Annotated in this window: 17 protein-coding genes and 1 tRNA gene; 5 read left to right on the plus strand and 13 right to left on the minus strand. The window is 65.6% G+C overall.

The features are described 5' to 3' along the window. Positions 1–30: 30 nt before the first annotated feature. Genes TPR58_RS02010 through TPR58_RS02025 form a run of 4 tightly spaced genes read left to right on the plus strand, consistent with a single transcriptional unit; the run spans position 31 to position 3563 of the window. Positions 31–1131: an ABC transporter permease gene (locus TPR58_RS02010; protein ID WP_346244924.1), complete on the plus strand. Its 1101-nt coding sequence runs from the start codon at positions 31–33 to the stop codon at positions 1129–1131. Then, complete coding sequence (locus tag TPR58_RS02015) at positions 1128–1970, plus strand: ABC transporter ATP-binding protein (RefSeq protein WP_346244925.1); 843 nt, start codon at positions 1128–1130, stop codon at positions 1968–1970. Before TPR58_RS02010 ends, TPR58_RS02015 begins: the two co-directional genes overlap by 4 nt. Before the next feature lie 8 nt (positions 1971–1978). Next, positions 1979–2947: an MlaD family protein gene (locus tag TPR58_RS02020; RefSeq protein WP_346244926.1), complete on the plus strand. Its 969-nt coding sequence runs from the start codon at positions 1979–1981 to the stop codon at positions 2945–2947. A 10-nt stretch (positions 2948–2957) separates the two neighbouring features. Further along, on the plus strand, positions 2958–3563 hold the full coding sequence (locus TPR58_RS02025) for an ABC-type transport auxiliary lipoprotein family protein (RefSeq protein ID WP_346244927.1): 606 nt from the start codon (positions 2958–2960) through the stop codon (positions 3561–3563). A gap of 34 nt (positions 3564–3597) precedes the next feature. Here TPR58_RS02025 and TPR58_RS02030 read toward each other — a convergent pair whose 3' ends face one another. Beyond that, positions 3598–4488: a peptidylprolyl isomerase gene (locus TPR58_RS02030; RefSeq protein WP_346244928.1), complete on the minus strand. Its 891-nt coding sequence runs from the start codon at positions 4486–4488 to the stop codon at positions 3598–3600. Positions 4489–4574: 86 nt separating this feature from the next. Here TPR58_RS02030 and TPR58_RS02035 point away from each other — a divergent pair. Continuing rightward, positions 4575–4665 (plus strand) — tRNA-Ser (locus tag TPR58_RS02035). Between the two features lie 32 nt (positions 4666–4697). Here TPR58_RS02035 and TPR58_RS02040 read toward each other — a convergent pair. The 12 genes from TPR58_RS02040 to TPR58_RS02095 form a co-directional block, all read right to left on the minus strand. Then, positions 4698–5096 (minus strand): hypothetical protein, encoded by a 399-nt coding sequence (locus tag TPR58_RS02040; protein WP_346244929.1) that lies wholly within the window; start codon positions 5094–5096, stop codon positions 4698–4700. Further along, positions 5093–6307: a chloride channel protein gene (locus TPR58_RS02045; RefSeq protein ID WP_346244930.1), complete on the minus strand. Its 1215-nt coding sequence runs from the start codon at positions 6305–6307 to the stop codon at positions 5093–5095. Before TPR58_RS02045 ends, TPR58_RS02040 begins: the two co-directional genes overlap by 4 nt. Positions 6308–6718: 411 nt before the next feature. Then, positions 6719–9262 (minus strand): glycoside hydrolase family 3 C-terminal domain-containing protein, encoded by a 2544-nt coding sequence (locus tag TPR58_RS02050; RefSeq protein ID WP_346244931.1) that lies wholly within the window; start codon positions 9260–9262, stop codon positions 6719–6721. Continuing rightward, positions 9259–9570, minus strand: a complete 312-nt coding sequence (locus TPR58_RS02055) for a hypothetical protein (protein WP_346244932.1) — start codon at positions 9568–9570, stop codon at positions 9259–9261. The genes TPR58_RS02050 and TPR58_RS02055 overlap by 4 nt, the downstream gene beginning before the upstream one ends. Then, entirely contained in the window at positions 9570–11258 is a 1689-nt protein-coding gene (locus TPR58_RS02060; RefSeq protein WP_346244933.1) for an AMP-binding protein, read from the minus strand. Before TPR58_RS02060 ends, TPR58_RS02055 begins: the two co-directional genes overlap by 1 nt. A 1-nt stretch (position 11259) precedes the next feature. Continuing rightward, positions 11260–12795, minus strand: coding sequence for a tannase/feruloyl esterase family alpha/beta hydrolase (locus tag TPR58_RS02065; RefSeq protein ID WP_346244934.1), 1536 nt, complete (start codon positions 12793–12795; stop codon positions 11260–11262). A 68-nt stretch (positions 12796–12863) separates the two neighbouring features. After that, the gene (locus tag TPR58_RS02070) at positions 12864–13742 is read right to left on the minus strand and encodes an alpha/beta hydrolase (protein WP_346244935.1); all 879 of its coding nucleotides are present in this window, start codon (positions 13740–13742) and stop codon (positions 12864–12866) included. A gap of 11 nt (positions 13743–13753) precedes the next feature. Beyond that, positions 13754–15241 (minus strand): carboxylesterase/lipase family protein, encoded by a 1488-nt coding sequence (locus TPR58_RS02075; RefSeq protein ID WP_346244936.1) that lies wholly within the window; start codon positions 15239–15241, stop codon positions 13754–13756. Continuing rightward, positions 15238–18474, minus strand: a complete 3237-nt coding sequence (locus TPR58_RS02080; protein ID WP_346244937.1) for a family 78 glycoside hydrolase catalytic domain — start codon at positions 18472–18474, stop codon at positions 15238–15240. The genes TPR58_RS02075 and TPR58_RS02080 overlap by 4 nt, the downstream gene beginning before the upstream one ends. Before the next feature lie 78 nt (positions 18475–18552). Continuing rightward, positions 18553–21231 (minus strand): TonB-dependent receptor domain-containing protein, encoded by a 2679-nt coding sequence (locus tag TPR58_RS02085; RefSeq protein ID WP_346244938.1) that lies wholly within the window; start codon positions 21229–21231, stop codon positions 18553–18555. 165 nt (positions 21232–21396) lie between these two features. Continuing rightward, positions 21397–22623, minus strand: a complete 1227-nt coding sequence (locus tag TPR58_RS02090) for a TetR/AcrR family transcriptional regulator (RefSeq protein ID WP_346244939.1) — start codon at positions 22621–22623, stop codon at positions 21397–21399. A 756-nt stretch (positions 22624–23379) separates the two neighbouring features. Then, positions 23380–26700 (minus strand): TonB-dependent receptor, encoded by a 3321-nt coding sequence (locus TPR58_RS02095; RefSeq protein WP_346244940.1) that lies wholly within the window; start codon positions 26698–26700, stop codon positions 23380–23382. Positions 26701–26711 lie beyond the last annotated feature (11 nt).

Raw genomic sequence — 26711 nt, forward strand, 5'->3', positions numbered from 1 at the left:
TCCAGCACAAATCGCGGAAAGACGGTAACGATGAGCACAAGCGCCGACTTCGCGGAAGCCAATGGGGGCACACTCGCCTTCACCGGGGATCTGTCGCTCGCGCGGATCGGCAACCTGCCGGACCGCCTGCAGGACTATTCCGGCGAGGTCAGCCGCATCGACCTGAGCCAGGTCGAGCGGATCGATACCGTCGGTGCCTGGGTCATCCATCGCTTCGCCAAGGCGCGCGGTGCCAGCGTCGAAGGGCTGGGCCCCGATGCGCAGCATCTGCTGGAGCAGGTCGCAGCCGCCGAGCGTCCGCTGGCCCTGCCCGACAAGCCGCAGGCGCCGTTCAACCGGGTACTGGGGGAGATCGGTGACGCCGTCGTGGTCGCGGGCCGCACCTTGTACGGCCTGCTCGGCTTCATGGGCGCGACGGTGATCGCCTTCTGGAACGTGGTGCGCAGCCCGCATCGGTTCCGTTTCAATGCGACGGTGCAGCGATTCGAAGTCGTCGGCGTCTCCGCACTTGGAATCATCGGGTTGATGAGTTTCCTGATCGGCATCGTGATCGCCCAGCAGGGTGCGGTGCAGTTGCGCGAGTTCGGCGCCGAGATCTTCACGATTAACCTGCTCGGACGAATCACGCTACGCGAGCTCGGCGTGCTGATGACCGCGATCATGGTCGCGGGCCGATCCGGCTCGGCCTTCGCCGCGCAGCTCGGCACGATGAAGCTGACCGAGGAGATCGATGCGATGCGCACGATCGGCGTGTCGCCAATGGAAGCGCTGGTGCTGCCGCGCACGATCGCCGTGATCTGCATGATGCCGCTGCTCGCCTTTTATTCGTCACTGATCGGAATCATCGGCGGCGGCCTGCTGTGCTGGATCACACTCGACATCCCCCCGGTCACCTTTGTGCAGAAGCTGCGCGAGGTGGTGCCGATGACCGACCTGTGGGTGTGCCTGATCAAGGCGCCTGTGTTCGGTGCGGTCATCGCGATCGCAGGCTGTTTCCAGGGCATGCAGGTCGAGGGCGATGCCGAGCAGGTTGGCCGCCGCACCACGACCGCAGTGGTCCAGGCAATCTTCCTCGTCATCGTGATCGACGCCTTCTTCGCAGTGTTTTTCGAACGGATCGGATGGCTATGACCGCGGTACGCCAATCCGCCCAGACCACCGAAAACCCGATCATTCGGGTCCGCGGGCTGAAGAACTGCTTCGGCGAACAGGTCATCCATGACGGGCTGGACCTCGACGTGTGCCGCGGCGAGATCATCGGCGTGGTCGGCGGATCGGGCACGGGCAAGTCGGTGCTGATGCGGTCGATCATCGGCCTGCAGACGCCGGTCGAGGGCAGCATCGAGGTTTTCGGCGAAAATACGATCGGGCGCGACGAAACCGAAAGTGCCGAGATCCGCAAGCGCTGGGGCATATTGTTCCAGGGGGGGGCACTGTTCTCGACGCTGACCGTGTCCGAGAATGTGCAGGTTCCCCTGAAGGAATTCTATCCACAGATCGACCCGGTGCTGCTGCAGGAAATCGCGGCATACAAGGTGGTGATGAGTGGCCTTCCGGCGGAGGCGGCGCCGAAATACCCGGCCGAGCTCTCGGGTGGCATGAAGAAGCGCGCCGGCCTCGCGCGCGCGCTGGCACTCGATCCTGAACTGCTGTTCCTGGACGAGCCCACCGCCGGGCTCGATCCGATCGGCGCGGCTGCGTTCGACGAACTGACTGCGTCGCTGCAGAAGACGCTGGGCCTGACCGTGTTCCTGATTACCCATGATCTGGACACGCTGTATGCGATCTGCGACCGCGTCGCGGTGCTCGCGGACAAGCGCGTGATCGCGGTGGGCACCATCGACGAATTGCTGGCGCTGGATCATCCGTGGATCCAGGAATATTTCAACGGACCGCGCGGACGTGCCGCAGTAGCCGGTATCGGCAAGCGAGATGCGGCACCCGCCCCACTCGCCGATCAGAGGACGTGAGAGGCTAAATGGAAACGCGTTCTAATCATGTGCTCGTCGGCGCGGTGGTGCTGATCCTGATCGCGGTGCTCGTACTGTTCACGGTCTGGCTGGCGCGGCTGGGGACGTCCGAGGACCGCGAATACGACATCTTCTTCAAGCAATCGGTCGACGGGGTCAGCCCGGGATCGAGCGTGACCTTCTCCGGCGTGCCGTCCGGCCAGGTGAAGGAAATCGCCTTCTGGAAGGAGGACCCGCAATTCGTGCGCGTGCGGATCATCGTGAAGGGCGACGTTCCGATCCTTGAGGGCACCACGGCCGCGATCCTCGGCAGCTTTACCGGCGGCAGCACGATCCAGCTGGACGGCGCGGTCAAGGGCGCCCCCGCGATCCGCTGCCCCGAACAGAATCCGCGTGCCGCCTGTCCGCTGGGCGTACCCGTCATTCCCGCCAAGGCGGGCGGTCTGGGCGCGCTGCTCAACTCCGCGCCGCGCCTGCTCGAGCGGCTCTCGACGCTGACCGAACGGCTGACCGAGCTGCTGGGCGATCGCAACCAGGCGTCGATCGCCGGCATCCTCGCCAATACCGACCGCCTGTCGCGCGCGCTGGCCGATCGCGGGCCGGAGATTGCGGCGACGCTGGCCGAGACGCGGATCACCATCCAGAAGGCCGGTGCCGCGGCAGAGCAGATCGGCCAGCTGGCCGGTACGACCAACACGCTGCTTGCCGAGGATGTCCGTCCGGCGGTGGGCAATCTCAACAAGGCGATCTCCGCGGCGCAGCGGTCGATGGAGACGCTCGACGCGACGATCGGCGACGCTCGGCCCGGCCTCCAGTCCTTCTCGAAGAAGACGATTCCCGAGGCCGGCCAGCTGATCCAGGACCTGCGCCAGATGGCAGCCGCGCTCAGCTCGGTCGCCGAGAAGCTCGACCAGGGCGGCGCGACCGGCCTGATCGGTGCGCCGAAGCTGCCCGACTATGAACCGAAGAAGAAGTAAGGGACCGGCCATGACCATGTCCGCACGCCAGTTTGCCCTGCCGCTGATGCTCTCGCTGGCGCTTCCGCTGGGCGGGTGCATCTCGATCGGCGGCGGCAAGCCGCCCGCCTCGCTGATGTCGCTGGAATCCTCCGAATCGCTGGCCGTCGGTCAGGTCCAGAATTCGGGCAAGAGCTCGACGATCACGATCGGCGTGCCGATGGTGCCGCAGGCGCTGGCCACCAATCGCGTGCCGGTCACGTCGGGCGGAACCGCCATCGCCTATGTGAAGGACGCCGCCTGGGTCGAGGGGCCGTCGCGCCTGTTCGCCCGGCTGCTGGCGGACACGGTCACCGCGCGCACCGGCCGGGTCGTGCTGTCCAGCCGTCAGTCCCAGGCCGATCCGGGCGCACAGCTGACCGGTGAGTTGCGGATGTTCGGCATCGACGAGCCGACCGGCGACGCGGTTGTGGTCTATGACGCGGTGCTGTCGCGCCAGGACGGCGGCGTGTTCGAGAAGCAGCGTTTCGAAGCGCGCGTGCCGGTAGGGACGGTCGATGCGACCACCGTCGGGCCGGCGCTCAACAGTGCCGCCAATCAGGTCGCGTCCAAGGTTGCCGACTGGGTCGGCCGCTGATGCGGTCGATCCGGCACGGCTGAACCCGGGCGGTTCAGCCGCCGGCAGGGACGCGGCGGACTGGCGCCTCGGCATTGCAGATCTCGACCCCGCCCGCGGGCACGGTGAAGAACTCGTTCTGCCGGTTCTCGCGTGCCTTGATCCAGGCGGCGAAGCGCGGATTGTCGGTCGCGCGATACTGGAAGCGCGGCCGCTCGTCCTCGGGCAGCTGGCTGGCGAGGCGGACCGACAGGATCGGCACGCGCTGCGCCGGATCCTCGTACAGGCCCAGCCCGCCGCCGGTGCCGCGCGGCAGGCTCGACAGCCAGCCGATCCCCTCGATCACCCGGCCGGCGACGGCGATGTTGCGATCCAGATGGCGCGGCGCATGGCCGATCACCGCATAGAGCTCGGCCCCGCTGCCGGTCGACGGCGCCAGGTCGCGCGCCACCCCGACCGCGCCATAGCAATGCGGCAGCCAGCTGTGCGTCGCATTGCCCGCCAGCGACCAGCCATCGGCGCTGTGCCCGGTCCGCCCGGCATAGGGATCGGGCCGGGTGAAGCCGGTGACGCCGTCCCACCCGCTCCATTCATATTCGGCGGGCGGATTGGCAATCACCAGCGGCGGCAGCGGCTTCTTCTCGGTCGGGTCGCCCCACTGCGCGACATAATTGTCCTGCACCCGGTAGACGCTGGTGCCGTCCCACCAGCGCGCCTCGGCCAGCTTGCGGATATTGGCGACATGCGCCGGCGCGTAGCGCGCGGCGAGTCGGATGAAGACCTGATGCCCGTTCTTCAGCGTGACGACGAGGATCTCGTTATCGGGAATCGTCCTCCAGTCCTCGGGCAGCGCCGCCGCCTCGCTGGTCTGCGCCAGGGCCGGCGCGGCGATGCTGAGCGGTGCCGCAAGGGCAAGGGCGAGAAGCGCGAGGGTCGATCCGGACATGAAGCGAAGGTGCACGCGGCCAAGCGTCAGTGCAAGCTTGCCTCGCCCGCACGCATGGCTTAGGTGACGCGCCTTCCAGTGCATGCGGAGCGGTGGCCGAGTGGTCGAAGGCGCTCGCCTGGAAAGTGAGTATACGGCAAAACCGTATCGAGGGTTCGAATCCCTCCCGCTCCGCCAGCAACGCCCTCCCCGGGGCTCGAAAGTTTCACCTAACATGCTACAATCTGGTCAGAATTCGACAGCTTCCGTCGTCGAACTTCGCGCGCGGCGATGGTTCTCTGAGATATCCGGCGCAGTCGCCAGGCACTGGCGACCACGGTCCATATTGCTCGGCAGCATCCGCCGCTTGTCCTGGTCATCGCGGGTTCGGGTTGCGAGGCCGAGCGCGACAAGCCGATCGACGATCGCGGCACATCGATCTCACCCAGGACCAGGAGTTGCGATGGCGTCAGGCCGGTCGCCGCTATGAGCTTGCGCGTGCCGCCCTCCGCCGCGCGCAGTACGCAGCGCTGCGCCTCGAGCAGGCCGACATCGTCGATCACCTGCTCGCGGTCCTTCCCGAATTCGACTTGAGCGTCTTCCAGAATCCCAGCGGCGTCGATCTTCAACGCCGGTTTGGCTGATCCCGATCAGCGTCGAGCGCAGCCTGGTCGTCAGTCTTGGGGAACCTTTCGTGATCGGTTGCAGGCGCGCTCGCAGGAAGGGCGTAGCGTTGCGAAAGGCCGTGATACAGACGCTGCTTGCAGACGAGCTGGGCTGCAAACTCGGCCACAAGCGCCGCAGCAACCAGCGGAAGCATCAAACCGCGGCTGGCAGTCGTCTCGACAATGATGATGACGGCGGTCAGTGGCGCGCGGACGACGCCCGTGAAGTAGGCGACCATGCCAAGCAGGACGATCGCACCGGGCGGATATCCGGGAAGCAGCGTGCGCACCATGTCGCCGATCCCGGCCCCGACGGACAGCGATGGCGCGAAGATGCCCCCGGGCAGACCGGATACGGCGGTCGCCAGGGTCGTGACGAACTTGGCCGCTCCGAACCAGATCGGCACATCGGCACCGCTGATCAATGCGTTGGCAGCTTGGTAGCCGGTCCCCCAGGTCATTGTGGTCGTCACCCCGAGCACGGCAACGACACCGCCGCAAAGGGTAGCGAACATGATCGGCCGGGTGCGAAGCCAGCGCATCGGCGCGATCTCGGTTTTCCCCGCGGCTAGCATCAGGCGAGAGAAAAGCCCGCCGGCAACACCTCCAACCAACCCGGCGAAGGCGACACCGGCGAGCAGCGTGTTGAACGCTGCCGCCACGCCTGCCGCGCCTCCCGCAATAAGAACCGAGGCGCGCAGCGGGATCGACATCAGCCTGTGCGCATACCCCATGATCGATGCGGAAACCTGCACTGTCGGCCCCTCACGGCCGACCGACGCGCCGAGAAGGAGCGCGCTGATGGTCAACAACATCTTCGTCGTCACCGTACGAGCCGACACCAAGTCGGCCATGCCGGATTCGGGATCGCGCGAGGCTGCCATGACCTGGGGGATGCCGGAGCCGCTGGCGCTTGGTGCGAGCAACCGGGTCAGCCACGTAAGGACAGCAAAGCCGATCGGCGTTGCGATCAGCGGTGCCCACCACCAACGCTTCTCGAAGCCAAGGAACTGCTCTCCCGCCCAATCGGCCGCCCTGGCAAACATCAGCGCCGCGAGTCCGATCGTGATGGCACCGCCGAGGATCGCGATGCGCCGTCGCCAGACCAGCGCGCCCGGACCATGCCGTCGCAACAACGAGCGGGCCCGGCGCAGAATGCGAAGACGCCGTTGCATTCAGCGTACCCGGTCGGGCGCGCACGCGGTGCGGAAACCGCCCCCCTGGCGTCAACCCGACGCTCCCTACACGATCGGTTTGCAGACCCTAAATCTGCGTCGACCGTCAGGTGACGACATGCAGCCATGCCAGAGGCAATAATGTTCATCGCGCTAGACTGAGCCCATGACGGAAGGAAGCGGCTTCCTAGCGATTTCGTCTCAGTCAGGAACTGCTGCCGGCTTTGCCCTCTCGGCCTTTGGCGGTCTCGCCGCATTGATGAGGTGGGCAAGACGCACCGCCCGGCCGAACCCTGGACTCGACCGAGGTCACTTGGTCATCAATGCGATCGCCCCCCGGTTTTATCCGTTCGATCTGCCCCCGCCGCACCGACGGACCACCACATCGAGCGAAAGGATGGGGGCAGGTCCTCACCGATCCACGGCAACGACAATTTCGCCCCTGATGTCCTCTGACGAAGATCCAACCATCAGGCGATATGATCCGGGCCGCACCTGCCATGCGCCAGTAGCGACATCGTAGAAGGCGAAAGCGCGCGGATCCAGCGTCAGCGTCAGATGTCGCGCCTTGCCGGCGGGAATCTCGACCTTGGCAAAAGCGCGTAACTGACGCCCGGCTTCCCCCTCGACCGGAACGGCGGGTGCGACATAGAGCTGGACGACTTCCTTGCCCGGGCGAGATCCGCTGTTTCGTACGGTCAGCCGTACGTTCACCGGCACGTCTCCGCGAACCCGCGCCGGTGCCTTCAGTCCGGAATAGTCGAAGCGAGTATAGGACAGCCCGTGGCCGAACGGGAACAGCGGCTTGATCCCGTGCGCCTCGTAACCGCGATAACCCACCTGGAGCCCGTCGGAATATGTCGCCCTCGAGCCTTTCAGTTCCACCCTGTCGTCCTCAGTTCTCGCCAGGAAAGAGACCGGAAGCTTGCCGGAGGGATTGACCCGACCGAACAGGATATCGGCCAGCGCTGCCGATCCGCCCTCACCGGGGAGCCACATGTCGAGGATCGCCGCCGCCTTCTCCGCCCAGGGCATTGTCATCGCAGCGCCGGCATTGACGACCACGACGCTGCGCGGATTGGCGGTGGTGACGGCTTCGACGAGCCTGTTCTGATCGCCGGGCAGGTCGAGCGAGGTGCGGTCATAGCCTTCGCCCTCGGTGGTCGAGGATGATCCGACCAGCACGACCACCGCGTCCGCCGAGCGCGCCGCCGCGACCGCGTCGTCGAACGACGGGGTCGGCTCGCGGACGCCGAAGCTGAGATATTCGTAAGGGGTCTGGCCCGTTCTGTAGTCCAGCCGGATCGGATAGCTGCGCCCCGCCACGAGATCCACCGACACGGTCCGCCGCGGGATCGGAAAGCCCAGCACGTCGCGGATGTCCGGCGTGGAAGGGGTCGCCTTTTCAAGCACGGTCTTCCCATCGAAGACGATGGTCGCATTGCCCGTCCCGCGCACGCTGAATTCGTAGCGCCCGCTGATCTTCGGCCAAAAGCGTCCTTCCCAGCGCAGCGCCGTATAGCCCGTGACCTGGGGCCCGGCGATGTTGCCGCTGATCCGCTTGAGGAAGCTGGTAGCGACCTCGCCACGGATCGGCGCACCCGAGGCATCGGGCGTCGAATAATAGGTTGCGGTGAGCCCGTGTATGCTCGGGTCGTCGCCGGGGGTGAACAAGTCCGCCTGAGCGCCGGGCGGAGTCTCTTCGCTGTCCACACCCTTGGCGTAGGTGATGGTCACGCCAGGCAACGCCGCCCGAAGCGCCTGAAGCGGCGTCACCAGATCGAACGGTTCGACCGCCGAACTGCCGCCACCCTGGATGCGGGCGACGTCGGCGTTGGGACCGATCACCGCGAGCGTGCGGATCGCCGGATCGAGCGGCAGGACGCCGGCGTTCTTCAGCAGCACGATCCCCTCGGCTGCCGCGTCGCGGGCGACATCCGCGTGACGCATTGGTGCCGGATCGGGCGTGTTCGCCTCGCCCCGGTCGATCGCGCCGCTCCACAGTAGCAGGCGGACGATACGGGTCGCGGCTGCGTCGATCTGGGCAGGCGTGACCTCGCCGGCCGTGACGGCCGCCTTCAGCTTCTCGCCGAAATGCGTCGGCGGGCCGGGCATCTCCAGGTCGAGACCGCCGATGACCGCCGGTGCGGTGGAGTGGGTCGCGCCCCAGTCGGACACGACGAAACCGTTGAAACCCCATTCGCCTTTCAGCAGCGTGTTGAGCAGCCAGGAGTGTTCGGCGGCATAGGTACCGTTCACCCTGTTATAGGCAGCCATCACCGACCAGGGCTTCGCTTCCTTCACCACCGCCTCGAATGCCGGGAGGTAGATTTCACGCAATGTCCGTTCATCGACGATCGAATCGACGAAGAAGCGCTGCGTCTCCTGGTTGTTCGCGGCGAAATGCTTGACCGAGACGCCGACCCCCTGCCCCTGCACGCCGTTCACATAGCCGATGGCGATCTGCGCGGTGAGGAAGGGGTCCTCGGAATAGGTCTCGAAATTGCGACCCCAGCGCGGGGTGCGGACGATGTTCACGGTAGGGGCAAGCAGCACGTCGGCGCCGTGCGCGCGGGTTTCCCGCCCGATCGCCGCGCCCACCCGTTTCACCAGTTCCGGATTCCAGGTCGCGGCAAGCGCCACACCGACCGGGAAGACGGTCGCCGGCCGACCCTCGGGCGATCGAACGCCGGTGGGACCGTCGGTCATGCGGACCGACGGAATGCCCAGTCGTGGGACCGGATGCGTGGTCATCGAGCCTTCGCCCGCGAGCAGCGCGATCTTCTCGTCCAGCGTCAGCCGGGCCATCAGGTCGGCCACCCGCGCTTCGGCCGGTGCCTTTGCATCACGATACACCGGCCGCTCCTGCCGCTGGGCGAAGGCCGGGAATGCGAGCAGCGTCGCCGAGACCGAAGCCGTCGTCGCCGCCCGCATCCACCAGCCCCGCTGCCTCACTTGATCTTCACCAGATCGGCTTCGACCGCCGCCAGAAGCGCATCGGTCAGCTTGCCGTCCGAATAGGGCTGAAGCTGGCGCAGGCTGATCGCCTTGATCATCTCGTACTGCGGGATCGTCGTGAGGCCGGGCAGATGCTTGTCCATTACCGCCTTGGCGGCGGGATCGGCGTAGAGGTCCTGGATCGGCGTATCGATCGAGAATTTCGAAGCCGCCGCCGGGACAGACGGGGGCGCCGTCTGGGCGCTGGCAACGACAGGCAATGCGAACGGCAGGATCGCCGCCGCAATCGTCAAACGCAGGTGCATTACATAGTCTCCTTACCGGTGTCGGCCGCGAAATCGGCCCCGATGGCGTGCAATCCCAGCTCGGCGATCATCGCCTCGCGGATCATGAATTTCTGGATCTTGCCCGTCACGGTCGTCGGGAAGGCATCGACGATGCGGACGTGACGCGGCACCTTGTAATGGGCGATCTGCCCGCGGCAGAAGTCGCGCACCGCCTCTTCGTCGAGCACCGCACCCTCGCGCAGCCGGACCCAGGCGCACAGTTCCTCACCCATCCTGGCATCCGGCAGGCCGACGACCGCGACGTCCTGGATCGCGGGATGGCGGTACAGATAATCCTCGATCTCGCGGGGATAGATGTTCTCGCCGCCGCGGATCACCATGTCCTTCAGCCGGCCGACGATGTTGCCATAGCCCTGGTCGTCGATCGTCGCGAGGTCGCCACTGTGCATCCAGCCATCGCCGTCGATTGCCTCGGCGGTGCGATCGACATCGTTCCAATAGCCAAGCATCACCGAATAGCCGCGCGTGCACAGTTCGCCCGGCTGTCCGGCGGGGACCGTCGCGCCGCCGGAATCGACCACCTTGCATTCCAGATGCGGCAGCACCCGCCCGATCGTGCCTACCCGGCGCTCGACCGGGTCGCCCAGACCCGTCTGGAAGCTGACCGGGCTGGTTTCGGTCATGCCGTAACCGATGGTGACATCGCGCATGTGCAGCCGGCCGATCACCTCGCGCATCAGCGGCTCGGGACAGATCGCGCCCGCCATGCACCCCGTGCGCAGCGACGACATGTCGAAGGCATCGAATTCCGGATGCGCCAGCACCGCGATGAACATGGTCGGCACGCCGTAGAGTGCGGTGCAGCGCTCGACCTCAACTGCCTGAAGCACGGTTCCCGGATCGAAGCCGGGCGAGGGATAGACCATCGCCGCGCCGTGGGTGAGGCATGCGAGATTGCCCAGCACCATCCCGAAACAGTGATAGAGCGGCACCGGAATGCAGATGCGATCGCCCGGCTGGAGTGCCATGCCCAGTCCGACGAAATAGCCGTTGTTGAGAATGTTGCGGTGGCTCAGCGTCGCGCCCTTGGGCAGGCCGGTGGTGCCGCTGGTGAACTGGATGTTGATCGCGTCGCCGGGATCGAGACGGGACGCGAGCCGATCGAGCAACTCGCGCGCTCCGGGACGCTCCTCAGCGAGATCGGCAAACTGGATCCAGCCCGCACGCGGCGCCCCATCGATCTGGACGAGGTGACGCAGGGACGGAAGGCGCAGCGAGGGCAGCCCCTCCGGCGCAATCGCCTCGATCATGTCGAGATATGTGCTGGTCTTGAACCGTTCCGCCGCGACGAGTGCCTTCAGCCCGACATGGCCGATCGTGAATTCGACCTCGGACAGTCGATAGGCAGGATTGATCGTCACCAGGACCAGGCCTGCGCGCGCCGCCGCGAACTGGGTCAGCGTCCACTCGGCGCAGTTGGGCGACCAGATCCCGATCCTGTCGCCCGGCTCCAGTCCGAGCCCGATCAGCCCGGCAGCGAGAGAATCCGCGCGCACCAGCAATTCGGCGAAGGTCCAGCGGATTCCCTGCGCCACCGATACCAGCGCCTCACGCTCGCCCCACCGATCGGCGGCGTGCACCAGCGCCTCGCCGATCGTGATCTCCAGCAGGTGCGGCGCGTTCGGCCCGCGGACATGGCTCATCATCCTATCGCTCCGGCCCGACGCAAGTGAAGGTCGCGGCGTCATCGCTCGATCCGTGCCCGCTCCAGCGTGCGACCCGGGGATAGGCACAGAGCGGCCGGGTCCGGATCGGCTTCGCGGGGAAGCCGAGATAGGCGAACAGATCGTTGTCGAACTTGGTCGCGACCATCGTCTCGGGCGCCGGCCCGCCCTGCCGCCAGCCGTCCAGCGTCCCAAGCGCGTCGAATATGTTCGGCCCCGGCCCGGCCAGGCAGTGCGACATGCCCGGCACCATGAACAACCGTGCCGAGTCGCGCGCCTGCGCGGGACTGGCGCGCTGCACCCGTTCGAAATAGGCGATGCTGTTCTCGGGCGGGATCGCTGCGTCCTGCCAGCCATGATACATCAGCAGCTTGCCGCCGCGACGGAAGAACGTTCGCAGATCGGGATTGTCGGCGTCCAGCGTGGCGCCCTGCGTCCGCCTGGCCAGCGGATAGTCGCGTCTCAGGTCGAAGCTTGCGATCTGCCAGTTCGGATCGGAATGGACCATATTGCGCATGAATTCGGTGGCGAACATGCCGTGCTGGGCGTTCGGCCCGGTGAGCCACAGGTCCCAGGTGCCTGGCACCGCCTCCGCCCCTGGCTGGAACCCGAAATAGAAGGGTTTGCCGTCCGGCCCCACCGGACCGCGATAGATCGCGCGCGCCGCCTCGACCTGCGGCGCGGTGAGGCAGTCGGCGCCATCCCCGCTGCGGCACTGGAGCACGCCCGGATCGAACCGGCACCCGCGCGGATCGTCGATCACCCCGTCGGCGACGCCGTCGGCCTTGTCGCACTGGGCAAGCGAGGCGACCTGGAGCAACTTCAGCTTGGCATTGGGAATGACCGATTCCGGCCGGCCATGCGCAGCCAGATGGTTTGCCGCGAACGCGCTGGTCATCCGTGTCCAGGGAATGGCGGGGGCGCCCGCGATGATCGCGTCATAATCGTCGGGAAAGCGCTGCGCCTCCATCAGCGCTTCGCGGCCGCCGTCCGAACAGCCATGGAAATAGCTGGCAGCCAGGGGGGCGGCATAATAGGCGCCGACCACCTGCTTCGCCGCCACCGCCGCGAGATGGTTGGCGCGCCAACCGAAATCCTTGATTTTCTCCGGCGCGTTCAACGCCCAGTCGGCTTTTACGTCGGCAACCGCAGCGTGCCCCATGTCGCTGCCCACCGAGGCATAGCCCTTCCCGACGCCGCCCCGCATCAGCAGCGAGGGGATGGTGAGATTGTCGCCGAAGCCGCCATTGCCCGCGCCTAGAAGCTTGCCATTCCACGCGGCGCGGTCGGGCAACCAGACCTCGATCTTGACCGACGAACCCGGGCCGGCGCTCAGCGTCGCCTGGACCCGGCAAAATGCGCCGATGGCGGGCAAGCCTGGCCGCGCGGCATCGGTCGAGACCACCGCACCCCTGGCGACGGGCATCGCCGCATCGACCTTGCCATTGGCAAGCGCCAGTCCCGCAAGTGCAGCGCAGCCTTCCACCCTGGCCGTGGCAGCCGAAGGCGGCGGCGCCACTCTATCTCCGGCGCAAGCCGACGGCAGCAGTAACAGCGTTGCAGAGGACGCCAAGCGTATCATTGGGGTCATTTGGTCAGCATCCCCCTGGCTTGCAGCCAGGCCTGCATCCGGCCCGTCCAGGCATCGGTCGGCCTGTTTTTCCTGCCCATGCCGAAGCCATGGCCACCGCTGGGATAGGTCACGAGGTCGGATGGCGCGCCCGCTGCGCGCCATGCCGCGTCCAGCCGCCCGCTGTCACCACGCGACAGCTTGTCGTCGTCTGCGACCACCACCAGCAGCGGCGGCGCATTGCCGGGCACGGTGATCGGATCGGGCAGCAGTCCGGGATAGATGGCGGCGGCGAAATCCGGCCGGCTGTCCACATGACCGGCCATCATCGTCCACACCGTCACTGCACCCCCGGCGGAAAAGCCCATCAGCCCGACCCGGTTCGCCTTCACGCCGAATCGCGAGGCATTGGCGCGAACATAGCGCACCGCCTGCTCCCCATCGGCGGTCGCGAACGGGCGCAGCGGCTGCACCACCTGCGCGAGTTCGGGGAGGTTGGTAAGCCTGCGGAAGAACACCGACATGAAATCGTCACCGGTCTGGATCAGGCGATAGCGCAGCACGAATGCGGTAATGCCGATCGAGTTCAACCATTTGGCGACCTCGATCCCTTCATTGTCGATCGACAACATGTGAAAGCCGCCGCCGGGTGCGACGATCACCGCGGTTCCGGTCGCGATGGCGGGATCCGCGGGATAGGGGATCAGCGACGCTTCGGTCACGTTGCGGGTGATGGTCCCGAGCGGAATCCGGTTCTCCGTAACTTCCGCCCGGGCGCCCGCCACCGCTCCCGGCGCGCCGTTCGGCCATAGTCGAATCGGATCGGGCGTCTGGGCAACCGCACAGCCTGACATCATCAGGGCAAGCGAGGCGAGGAGGATCGTCGGCGAACGCATCTGGAACCCTTTCATTTGGCGGCATCGCGCGCGGCAGCGATCGCGGCCAGCGCGGGTGTGGTAGCGGGTGCCATTCCGGTGCCCGCGATGCCGATCGACAAGGTCTCCGGCGACGCCGGATCCAGCGGCCGCCACACCGGCAGCCCCGCGCCGTTGGGATCGCCGGTCTTCGCGAAATTGGTCCAGTAGCGTGCCAGCAGGTCGGCGGCAGCCAGATCGTCCGGCATGGGCGCAGGGTCGTCCTTAGCCAGATTGTCGAACTGGAAGATCACGTCGGTGGCGTGGCCCGCCCCGGCATCCGCCTTGCGCTTGGCTGCCGCGACATAGCCGAAGCGATACAGCCAGGTCGGCGCGCCCGATCGCGCATGCCTCGTCGCCAGCGCCAATGCCGGTTCGGCGAACAGCACGTCGCCTGCCACATGCCGGTCGGCGGCCTGGGGCGAGCCATAGGCTGCCTTCACCGCGTCCGCACCGCTGGCCAGGGTCGCCAGCACGGGACCGTTCAGCATTGGCAGGAAGGCGGCCGGGACGAAGCTCAGTTCGTCGTCATTGCCGCCGACGATATAGGGAATGGCAACCTGCTTGCCCGCGGCGAACAACTGGTCGGCATTTGCCGGCACGATCGCGCCGTCGGTGATCGGTCCCGAATAGCGATCCTCCTCCTTGTTCATCATCGTGATGCCACCCAGCACCGCCGACGCCGGCAGCGCACGCAGTGCCGCTGCATCCGCGCCGTTGGCGAATGCGCTCCCCTTCGCCTCCGCCTGGGCCAGCGTCGGCCAGGTGTCGCGCCCACCGCCCGATGCAGTGATCGCCTTGGCGAACAACCCTTTCGCTTCGGGCGACGCCATCAGCCTTGCCACCGATTCCCCGCCCGATGACTCTCCGAAGATCGTCACATTGGCGGGATCCCCTCCGAATGCAGCGATATTGCGCCGCACCCAGGCCAGCGCCGCGATCTGGTCCATCAGGCCCCAATTGCCTGTGGGCCCACCATCCCGTTCGGCACTCAGCGCCGGATGCGCGAAAAATCCCAGCCGGCCCAGCCGATAGTTGAAGCTGACCAGAACCACGCCGCGCCCCGCCAGCCGAGCGCCATCGGTCTCGGGCAAGGCGCTGGATCCGCTGACGAAGCCACCGCCATGGATCCAGACCATCACCGGCAGCGTCGCACCCGCGACAGGTTTCGGCATCCAGATGTTGAGGTAGAGACAATCCTCGCTCATCGGCCGGCCGCTGCCGGCCATGCCCGGCAGCATGTTCTGCAGGCAGTCCGCCCCGAACGTCACTGCTTCGCGCACCCCGTTCCAGCGCGTCGGTGCCTGCGGCCTGCGCCAGCGCAGCGCCCCCGTCGGCGGAGCGGCGTAGGGAAGACCCTTGAACACGGTCACGGCGCCATCGGCCCTGCCGCGAACTTGCCCCGTATCGGTGGGCACCTCCTGAGCGGCGGCGGGCAGCGTGGCGCCCAGCGCCATCAGGACGATCAGGCTTCGGATCATCGTGCATCTCCCGAACGAAACTCGAATATGCCTGGGCCGGTGCGGTACACCGCATAGCCCGCCTCGTTCCGGGCGAGGGTTGCGTCGGCGGGCGCGACGAGTGCACCGAAACGCGTCGGGACCCAGATCTCCCCGTTGCTGTTGGGCGGCACCTCGGCGATCAGCGTCAGCCGCCCGTCCGCGACCCGCCAGCGCGATGCCGCGCGGCCCTGCACCGTTTCCATCATCGCCTCGGCGCTTGCCAGGCCGGTGGGAATCACGGGCTTTACCAGCACCAGCTTGTATCCCGGCGCGCCCGGCCGCAATCCGGCGAGCCGCTGGCGCATCCAGTCGTTGATCGATGCGAAATAGTGATGATCCTGCGAGCGGCTTCCCAGGTTCCAGCTTTCGAACATGGTCGAGTGGCCGTTGGCGATCCACCATCCCCAGCCCGGCTCGTCGCGGCGGGTCGCAAGCGCATAGGCGAGATCGCCATGACCATGGTCGCTCAGCACCTCGAGCAGGTAGCGCGTGCCGAAGACCCCAGTTTGCAACCCCTGCTTGCGAACGTCGCGCGCGATGGCATCGGCCACGCCCTGCTCCCGTCCGGGCGGCGTCATCCCGAACGCGAGTGCAAGGACATTCTGGACCTGCAACGGCGGTCCAGCCGCGCCCTTTGCGTCGATCGTCCTGTACCAGCCCTTTGCGTCATCCCAGTACCGCCGGTTGTAGGCATCCCGGATTGCCCCGGCGAGCATGCGGTACCGCGATGCGTCCTCCTGCTTGCCGATCACTGCCGAGGCCTTCGCCAGCAGGTCCGCCTCGAGGAAGAAATAGGCGGTCGTCACGGCATCCACGCCGCCGCCGCGCGCATTGAAGAAGTCAAGGCTTCCGGGCGGGGCCCATTCGCTCAGGCCCGTGGCGCGATGATAGTCCGGCGCGGTGATGAAAGTGGAGGTGTAGTCCACCAGCCGCCGCTGCATCTCGTGGTTCTGCTCGAGAATGCGGACGTCGCCGTAGCTGGTGTACAATTCCCACGGCAGGATCATCGCCGCCACGTCCCATGGGGTCGTCGGCCCCCAGATGAGTCTCCAGCCGGGAGTATCCTCATATCCGTAGAAGGGAGTCGCCGGCACGATCTCGGGCACTTCGCCGCTGGCCGATTGCGCGTCGCGGAAGTCGCCGAGCCACTTGGTCCACACTCGCGCCACGTCCAGGCTGCGCACCGCCGCACCGGCCGAGGCCTGTGCATCGCCGGTCCAGCCATTCTTTTCATAAGTCGGCGTATCGGTCTGGAAACCGTGGAGGTTGTTGAGGATCGTCGCGGTCCCCGCCGCATCGATCCGGCCGAGCAGCGGATCCGCGCTGGCGAAGCTGCCGGTGCGGGCGACCGCCGAGTGGGCGATCCGCATCTTCACCGTATCGGCACCGGGCGCGCCAGCCAGTCCCTCGACCTGAAGATAGCGCAGGCCGCGATAGCCGAAGCTCGGCTCCCACCGCTCGAGCCCCTTGCCGGCAAAGGTGTAGCGGTCCGTCTGCAGTTGCGCGTCGATCAGGCCCGCCGCCGGGACGACCAGCCCGTCAGCGTCGATCCGCTCGCCACCGATCATCGAGACGGTCGTCCCGCGCGCGCCGGCCGCCGCCAGTACCGGCCAGCCCGACACGATCCGTCCGAAATCATAGACCCAGATCCCGGGCGCGACCGGCGTGACCGACACGGGTGCGATGGTCTCGACCGGCACGATCAGTTCGGAATTGGCGGCCACCATCCTGCCCGCGGGTCCGACAACGACACGCGCGGCCTGCCACCTCGATGCACGGAACCCGGCCCTGTCCCAGCCGGCCGGAAGCAAGCGGGCGTCATGGCGTTCGCCGCGATAGACCGAGTCCGACAGAGTCGGCCCCGACATGGTTTTCCAGTCGCGACCCGTCGCGACGATCTCTCGCGACCCGTCGGCATAGTCGATCTCGAGCTGCGCCTTCAGCGCCGGCTCGGCATGCCAGGGCGCTGCGTGGAAATACCATTCGTTGGGATCGCTCACGCCGTACCAGCCGCGTCCAAGCTCGGCACCAAGGACATTTTCTCCCGGCCGCAGCAGCGCGGTCACATCCTGCGCATAGGCCAGCACCCGTTTGTCATAGGCGGTGAACCCCGCCCCCAGCGGCGCGCCCACCGCCGAGCCGTTCAGCACGATGCGCGGCATTCCCCCGCCGGCATGATAGAGCCGGGCCCGGACGATCGGCTTGCGCGCCACCTGAAACGCCCGGCGCAACAGCGGCGCAGGGGCTTCGATCGGCAGTACCAGGTCGATATTCTTCACGCCGCTCGCAACGACAAGCCCTTCGGCCGACACGGTCCCGCCGGTGAACGGGTTGTCGTTGTGCGCGAAACCGGATCGGATCGCCGGACTGCCCGTGCCGCTCACCGACACCGAATGGACGACCGCGGCATGCGGCTCCTTCGCGGCGAACCCGATCGTTCCATGATCGTGCGATGCATCCTCGATCGTATCGATGACCTGTTCGTCCAGGCTGGTCACGATCCGCGGTCCCGTCGCGCGGATCGTCAACCGGTGCCGCACACCCGTCAGCGCGCCCGGCAACGGCACCCGTTTCAGGACGCTGGCCTTCACCGCCGAACTCGTCCCGCCCGGATAGTCGCGTTTCCCCGCGACCAGCACCGGCCCGTCCTTGTCCTGGCTCAGGGTCCAGACATAGGCATCGCCATAGGTCTTGCCGCTGGGCAGCGCGCGGAACAGCACTTCCACCGACGCCCCGGTCAGCGTCAGGTCGACATCCAGCCTGACGTCGCGCCAGTCGTGGTCGCGCCGCGCCGGTCCGGAAATCCAGTCGGCACGCCAGTCGGACGGCGCCAGCAGCCCCATTTCCCACCAGCCCGGAACGCTCCACCCGCCTGGACGCCCATCGCCGTCCCAGACCTGGACCTGCCACCAGTAACGCTGGCGCGATGCCAGCGGTGGCCCGGCATAGGGGATCTGCACATTGGCATCCGACGCGACCTTGCCGCTGTCCCACACATCGGATCCGTCACGCAGTCGCTCGGCGCTGGTCGCCACCCGGATGCGATAGGCGCTTTGCCGCGCCACCGGGGATCGCCACGCGAGGCGAGGCCGCGGCTCGTCCAGGCCCATCGGAGTCTCGGCATATTCGACCTTCAGCATCGTCGGCGTGCGATCCGGCTGCGCATGGCCGGCTGCGGCTAACCCGAGCAGCGACGCGGCCGCCATCAGCATCAGCGCGAGGCGACCCGCACAAGCGGCGCCCCTGCCTTTGATATTGATCGACCGCCACTGCACGACCAGCCACCCCCCCTAGAATTTCGTCCGGACGCCGAACGAGATCAGCCGCCCCAGCGTGCCGCCGTTGGTGTATCCGCTAGCGCTGTTCAGATAGGGCGGATCCTGGTCGAGGACGTTGTCGACATTGACGGTCAGAAGCGTGTTTTCGAGCAGATCGCCAAGGTCGTAGGCGAAGAACAGGTCGACCGTGTTGAACGACGAGACCCGGTTTTGCGAGGCGACGCCCAGGATCGGATAGCCGCCGCGATGATTGAGCGTCGCGCGTGCGCTGAAATCGCCGACGCTGCCGCCAAGTCCCGCGACCAGCGCGAGGCGGCCGGTGCCGTTCCTGAGATTGTCGCTGAACGGCCCGCCTGCGACCCCCGATGTATCGCGGTTGAGCGTGTAGGTTCCGTCGACCGTCGCGTTGATCGATCCGAAGCCTGTCTTTCGCGCATAGCTCAGGTTGAAATCGATCCCGTCGGTATGGATCGAGCCGAGATTTGTGCGCCGCGCATCGAACAGCACATAGGGCGAGGTGCCGACATAGAGGCTGGCCAGATTCGGCGCACCCGTGATCAGCAAATTCCCTGCCGCCGCCTGTGCCTGGGCAAGGGTGGGGCTGAGAATATAGTAGCTGGCATAGTTGGGATCGGTGAAGAGCACCGGCGACAGAATCGGCGGGACCGAGATCGCATCGGTGAACCTGACGTTCCAATAGGTGGCGCTGGCAACCAGTCCGGGCGCGACCCGCGGTGCCCAGTCGAACCCGACCGACCAGGTATCGGCAGTCTCCGGCCGCAGCGCCGGATTGCCGCCGGCGATCACGATCATCGGACGCAATATGTCCAGCGGCGAACTGTTCGGCGCGCGATACGGGCTGAACAGGAACACCTGCACGCGCGAGTCCGCCGTGCTGGTGGTATCCGCCAGGCTCGGAGCGTGGAACGACGTGCCGTAGTTGCCGCGGATCGTCAGGTCTTCGAACGGCTTGTAGGTGATCCCGATCTTCGGATTGGTGGTCCCGCCGACATCGCTATAGTCGTCATGGCGGATCGATCCGGACAGTTGAAGGCTGCGCAAGCCCGTGCCGCCGTTGCCGGCTCCTACCAGCGGCACCAGCACTTCGGCGAATACCGACTTCACGTCCCGGTCGGACGAAGACCGGATCGCGTTGGTGAACACATTGCGACGATCCTGCGATATGACCGAGCGCAGATTCTCGAAGTGATATTCAGCGCCGACCGCCAGTTTAAGGTCTCCGCCGGGAAGCGCCGCGAGATTGCCGTCCAGGATCAGCCGGCCTTCGGCCAGTTCCTGGCGCGCCTGTCCATAATTCTCGAAATCCAGAATTGTCGCCAGCACCGCCGGATTGCTCGCGCCCGGATTGTACGGATTCAGCGCCGTGGCCGTCGTCGTGCCCGCAAGAGCGATTGTGGCGGCGGAGGAATTGATCGTCTGTTCGCGGACCAGATTATAGCTCTGGCCGAAATTCGCCTCGGCGCGCAGCTGCCAGCTGCTGCCGAGGTCGACCGTGACACTCGGCGTCACGCCATAGGAATCGAACCGTGCCTTGCTGGTGGCGCTGTTGCCGAATGCGCCGGCGAACGACAGCGCGACGCTCTGGAAAGGCTGCGCGTCGACGGGACGAAAATAAGGATTGGTAAAGAGGATGTTGCCCGTGAACCCGGACTGCGCACTGAGCGTAGTCGTATCGCGCCGCGACCAATAGGCATTTGCCTGGAACGCAATCGAGTCGCTCAGTTGCTGGGTCAGGCCGGCGTACACCGAATGACGCTGCTCGCGCGGGTAGATGTCGGCATAGTCGTTGCTGTCGCACAGATTGCTCGTGTTCGCGACGAAGCCGGGCACCGCATAGGGAATACCGTTCGAGGTTATCGTACCCGGCGAACAGGTCGTGGTGCGGAAATCGGTGCCGCCGGATGAACGCTGATCGGCACGGACATAATCGCGGTCGATGCCCAGAATATTGTCGTGCCAGGCATAGGCATAGGACACGAAGATCGAACCGCTGCCCCAGTCGCGCCCCAGCGTCAGGTTGCCGTCCACGCCCTGATAATCGTCCGCGAAACTGTATCGGGCGTTCGCGCCGACGCCATCGAAGCGCGTTCGGGTGATGAAGTTGATGACGCCGCCGATCGCATCCGATCCATAGATCGCCGACCCGCCGTCGGGCACCACTTCGACCCGCTCGATGATGTCGGGCGGGATCGCCGAAGGGTCGAAGGTCGTCTGGAGCACGCCGGCGCCGACCATCCGATGGCCGTTGACCAGCACCAGTGTCGTCACCCCACCGGAGGCGCCCAGGTTGCGGATGTTCGGACGCACGACGGGGCTGGCAAAACTGGCGGTCCCCGCTGGCACCGTCCCGAAATTCCCGACCTGCGGGATCGACGCGAGCAGATCGTTGGTCGAGGCAGCACCGGTGGCGAGCACATCCGTGCGCGTCACCCCGATCACATTGGTGCCGACCGGCGCCACGCCGCGGAGCAGCGTGCCGGTGACGACGATCTCCGACGCCTGGGGGTCTGCCTGTTCCTGGAGCTTTGGCGCTGGAACCTCGGTATCCTGCGTCGACTGCGCCTGGGCCAGGCCGCCCCATGCAATCGCGCCAGCCAGTGTCGCCAAAGAAACGCCGATGCGCAGTGAGCGCCCCGCAACGCCGGCCCGTGCCGAAATGCCACCCTTCATTTGACCCTCCCCGATGCGCCGCTGCGAGCACTTGATCTGGCTGGAGGCCGACGAAGCCGTGCGCTTCCGGGACCCCAGTTGCCTCCGGCCTCTTTCGGGCGGTGTGCACAGGAGCGAATTACGACGCGCAACCGATGGCGTCAATATTTTTAAAAATATGTACCGTTAATCTGAGGCACTGGTAGATGCGGCAGCGATTTCGCCTCGAAACGCCGCTCGCACCTGGGCCAGCTGCGCCATTTGCGATCCGGTGGCCAGAACGCGTACCTGCTTGCCGATAAAAACCGCCTGCATTCGCATCGCGTCGAATGGTGCCACGCGTGGGTAGAGATGCTCCAGCCGCCGTTTCCACGCCGCCGCCTGATCGGCGACGACCTTCCACACTGCCGGACGCAGTTCCACGCGGCGGGAAGACTCAAGGCCGATCGAGTAGATTGCGATGGCGGCGCGGCCATGCTGACTCACTTCCCGGACGAATACTGCGGCGGTCAGATCGGCCAGGGTGTCGAGCGGGGCCCCGTTCCCGACAGCCGACGTCGCCATGTCGCGATACCTGTCCTTGGACCGAGCGAACATTTCGGCCTCCGCGGCCTTCAGCAAGCCGTCGATCGACCCGAAATGATAGGCCGGCGCGGCAATGGTAAGGCCGCTTTCGGCCGCGACGGCCTTGTAGGTCACCGCCCCCGCGCCTTGCGCGATCAGCACGTCGATCGCGCCCTGGAGGATGCGCGCGCGTGTCTCGCGTGCCTTGGGCGTCGGCCGCACCTGCACGGCTGGCCCTGCGAGCGGCTCGACCGGCACCGGCGCCCACAGGTGCGCGGGATCGCCGCCACGCAGGAATACTGCCGCCAACTGATCGGGGGTAAGTTCGAGCGGCAGCGTGATGAACAGCAATCCGATCGCCGTGTCGATTCCCGACATGATCGAATCATCGCTCAGCCCGCCGTACATCACGCCGGCCAGGTCGCGCCATGCTTCGAACAATTTCCCGAACCACTCGTCCGCCAGCGCATGCCCCTCGGCACTCCGGGCTGCCTCGAGAATGATCTCGCACCAGGCAAGCGCCAGCCGGCGGTGGCGACCCATCGCATTCGTGAGCAGCCGCGTGACGAACGTCGCGAGATCGGCTGCCCCGCCCCCACGCGACTGCCGTCGGGCCGCACGCTGAAACGATCGGACATAATCGTCGAGCAGTCGCTTCGACGCGTCGGCGACCATGTCGTGCTTGGTGGCGTAATGGTACGTCGTAGCGGCCAGCGACACGCCTGCCGCCGCCGCCACCAACCGATGCGTCAGCCGGCTCGACCCGGCCTCGGCGAGCACCGTGACGACCGCGTCCGCAATCCTCGCCTTCGTACGCGCGGCTTGCTCCGCCTTCGCACCTTTTCGCATCCCTGGCTTGGCGACAGTCTTGGAAATCGGGACGATGATGATGCCTGGCTCCATTCACAGGACGATCGGTTCGAAGCGCCATATAGATTGATTTAAATCTTTGTACATGATCGGTTGGCAGACACAGGTCTGCTTTCACCGGCGTGCGCTTGGCTCCGCCGTCGCCACCCGTCGACGTCGCGACAGCCCATGGGGCGTCAGCACGCCGCACCCGAAGGCGCGACGGCCAGGACCAGTGCGCTATCGCTGACTTGGCGCATTGCGATGGCCGCACAACTATTATGGCTGTGCCACGATCTAAACGGATGGAGACGACCTATCGGCCGGGCTTCGAAGCGGCGTCGGCTGAACCGTTGAACCGCAGTTCGGCAGCGGCGATGTCGGTTCCCGGGAATGGGCACCCCGATCTGGTCGCAAACATCCGTGACTCGCCTCCCGGGCCCCGGGCACTCGCATGCTCGCCATCTTCGGCTCGTCGCACAAGGGATATCACGGGGCCTGTCTGCACCAGATGGACGGCGTACGGCTCATCAGTACGGTCGCGGCGCTGCGATAAGCCAGGCGGATCAGAGAGAATATTCGAAACAAGCGCAGCCCATGGTTACGGCCGCGCCTTTGCCGAAAAATCAGATGGTGTCCTCACTATCCGGGACAGGCCGAAAAAAATCCGCAGCCCAAGGCACCATCCAGATAATCATGGCTTCAAAACCAAGAGGGACGGCCAACCGGCCGCCCCTCCCTTGTTTTTGAAAACGCTCAATAATTGGCACGCAGGATTATCGAGTAGCGACGATCGTTCGTAAAATATGATCGCGGCGCGAGATCTTCCGAACCCGACTTGTAGGCCTGGAGCAACCTCGTCGTCGTGTTCGTCAGATTCACGCCCTGGACGCCGATCTTGACGTACTTGTTGATACTGAAGAACGCCGAGGCATCGAGCTGCCCGGTCTCGTCGTTGAAAATCGACGTGTACGGGAAGATGACATCGGCGGCGGTGAGCAGGAAGCGGGACCGCCAGTTATACGCCGCTCGCAACGAAATCGGCCCCTTCTCGTAGAAGATCGTCGCGTTGACGTTATGTCTGGACAGCCCCTCCAGCGGCAAGGTGCCCTTGGTGACGGTCGAGGTAGCTGACGGCGTCCCACCGTTCAGGAACGAATTGGGAAGGCCCGAACTGTCGATGAAGGTATAGTTTCCGTTGAAGCCCAGCCCGCTGAGAGGTCCTGGCAGGAAATCGAAAGTCTGCTGATAGGCAATCTCGAATCCCTTGATCTTGCCCTTGCCCTCATAGTTTGCTGGCCCGCGCGCCTGGATATTCTGCGTGATGCCATTGTTGGTCACCGTCCGGTTGACGAGCGACTGATAAAAGAAATCGTCGACCGTCTTGTAGAAGGCGTCGAACGACAACTGGCCAACCCGGCCGAAATACCATTCGAGCGTGGCGTCGAACTGCCACGCAGTCGCCGGCTTCAGATACGGGTTGCCCGCGTTGATGGTGACGGTCCCCGACCCCGGTTCGAGCGCATAGGTCACGTACGGCCGGATGTTTGCGAAGTCCGGTCGCGTCAGGACCTTGGACCCGGCAAGGCGGAAGATCAGATCCCGAGTGAGGCCGAACTTAAGGTTCACGCTCGGCAGGAAGTAGCTGTAGCTATTCTTGAACGCAGCCGGTTGCGACGCATAGCCATCGACGGCGAAGGTGCGAAGCCGCTCATATTCGACTGCGCCGAGATTGCACACACCACCAGGCTGGACCGTTTCCACCGATCCATCCGGCAAGGTTCGCGTCGTCGCGACACAGCGCGTCGAAAACGGATCGGCGACACCGAGCTCGCTTCGATTTGGCACGGCGGTCTCGGTCCGCGAATAGATGCTGGTGTTGACATAGCGCAGCCCGACATTGCCAGACAGACGCACGCCACCAAAGATCGGCTCATTATTGCCGAACCCGATCATCGCATAAGCTGCAGAATCCTGCTGCCGGACATTGGAGACTTCCGAGGGGAGGAAGTCGGTACCGGCGATCGCTCCCACCCGCTGACCTGCCGCGAGGAAGCGATTGCTGGCCGTTGCACCATTTGTGTTGCGCCAGATATCGTTCAGCGACTGGAAGAAGCTCGTCGAGCCATTATAATCGTTGATCAGGTCGCCATTGTAGAAATAGGCGCTGGGCGGTGCAGCGGTCTGGCCACGGAAGAAGTTATCGAAGCTGTAGAGAGACGACCTGCTGGTGTCGCCCTGATTGAAGGTCACCGGCGCTCCCGACCACACTTCGCTGATCGCGCCCCAGTTATAGGCAGTGTAGCGGACATCCTGCGAACGCTCGGCGTAGCGCGCGCCGAACTTGACGCGCTGCAGGAAACCGCCCTCGTCGAACTTGTACGCGAAATCGCCCTTGATCTGATATTCGTCGCCTTCACTGTGCTCGATGTGATCCATCGCCGCGCGCCAGAACTGGAAATCGCGGTTCTGGAAATACTCGGCATCACTGGCCGCAGCCATAGTCGGGTTGGGCGACGCCCAGTTCGCCGCCAGCGTCAGCGGCTTGTGCGACACGACGAGCGGCACCTTGCCGGTCAGGTCGAGCTCCTGGTCGGCAAAGGTCGAACCGAACACGCTCAGGTCGGTAACATCATGCTTGGCGTAGGTGTAATCGACATCGAGAGCGATCGACCAGTGATCGTCCGGGTTGATCTTCAGGTTCAGGCCGACGTCCTTGACCAGGTTCTCGTCGAACACCTGGCGACGAGACAGCGACTGCTGCATGCCTCCGGTCGGAACCGTCGTCCCCGCCGACCCGCTTGATGCGGTGCGCCAGCCCGACCCCGGCAGCGTGATATATCCGCTCTGAAACAGGCCGCTGCTGTCATACACATAGTTCGGGAAGGCGTTTGAGGTCGGGTTATAGCCATTGCCGCGCTGGTTCGCGCCGAACACGAACTGCCCGGCCGCATTGCGCTGGCACTCAGCCCGCGTCGTCGTATTGCCGGCGCCGTTGACCGGGCCATTGCCGTTCTGCTGGCAGCCGGCCGGATAGGTATTGTATTCCGACAGGTCCGGCGCCGTCTCGAACGTGTGTTCGCCCCATGCATTGCTCGAATGGGTGCGCAGGAACTGCGCGGTAAACATAGTCCGCTCGTCAGTGCTCTGCCACTGCAGCGCCAGCGCCTGGCCGTCACGCTTGCGATCGTAATCCTGGCTGCGGAACTGGCCGCCGATCGGCGCATACGCCACGCTCATCGGATCAGCAAAGCCATCGGCACCAGCGGAACCGAGGTTGCCGCAGACATTGGCGGGGTTGTTGAACGTCGCGCCACCCGCACCAGTCACGGTTCCGGGAAGCAAGGTGCGCCCGTCCGTATCCCCCGGGAGCTGGTTGCGGCAGGTGACGGTGGTATTGGTTCCGGTCCCCGTCGCAGCCTGGATGCCATCGCGCGTCTGGAAATTCGTAACCTGAATGCCGTCCGCGCGGCTCTTGATCCGCGAGTAGGATCCATTGGCGAGCACGCCGATGGTGCCGATTCCGGTTTCCCAGGTGTTGCTGATCAGAAGCGACGCTGTCGGCGACCATTTCTTGGCGAAATCGCCGTAATTCGCCTCGACACCACCCCCGATGTGGAAGCCCTTGCTGTCGAACGGCTTGCGGGTGTTCAGATTGACCGTGCCGGCCAGACCGCCCTCGATCAGATCGGCGGTCGCGTTCTTGTAGACCTCGACCGAACCGAGCAGCTCCGACGGGACGTCGGCGAAGTTGATTGCCTGGCCACCGATGCCGGCGGAAAAGGTGTCGCGCCCGTTGAACTCGGAGCGCACGAAATTGAGGCCGCGCACATTGACGCCCGAACCCTCGACCGAGAAATGGTCAGGGTCGTTATTGCCCGCGAAGCGGTTGATGGACACGCCCGGCACGCGCTGCAGCGCTTCGGTGACGGAACGGTCGGGCAGCGCACCGATATCCTGCGCAGTGATGGCATCGACCACCGTATCGGAGTTGCGCTTGATATTCTGGGCGTTGGCGAGACTCTGCCGGATTCCCATGACAACGATGTCATTATCGCCGACCGGTTCATCAGGCACGATCACCGGAT

Origin of the sequence: Sphingomonas rustica, from assembly GCF_039652585.1 — a bacterium.
Classification (GTDB): domain Bacteria; phylum Pseudomonadota; class Alphaproteobacteria; order Sphingomonadales; family Sphingomonadaceae; genus Sphingomonas; species Sphingomonas rustica.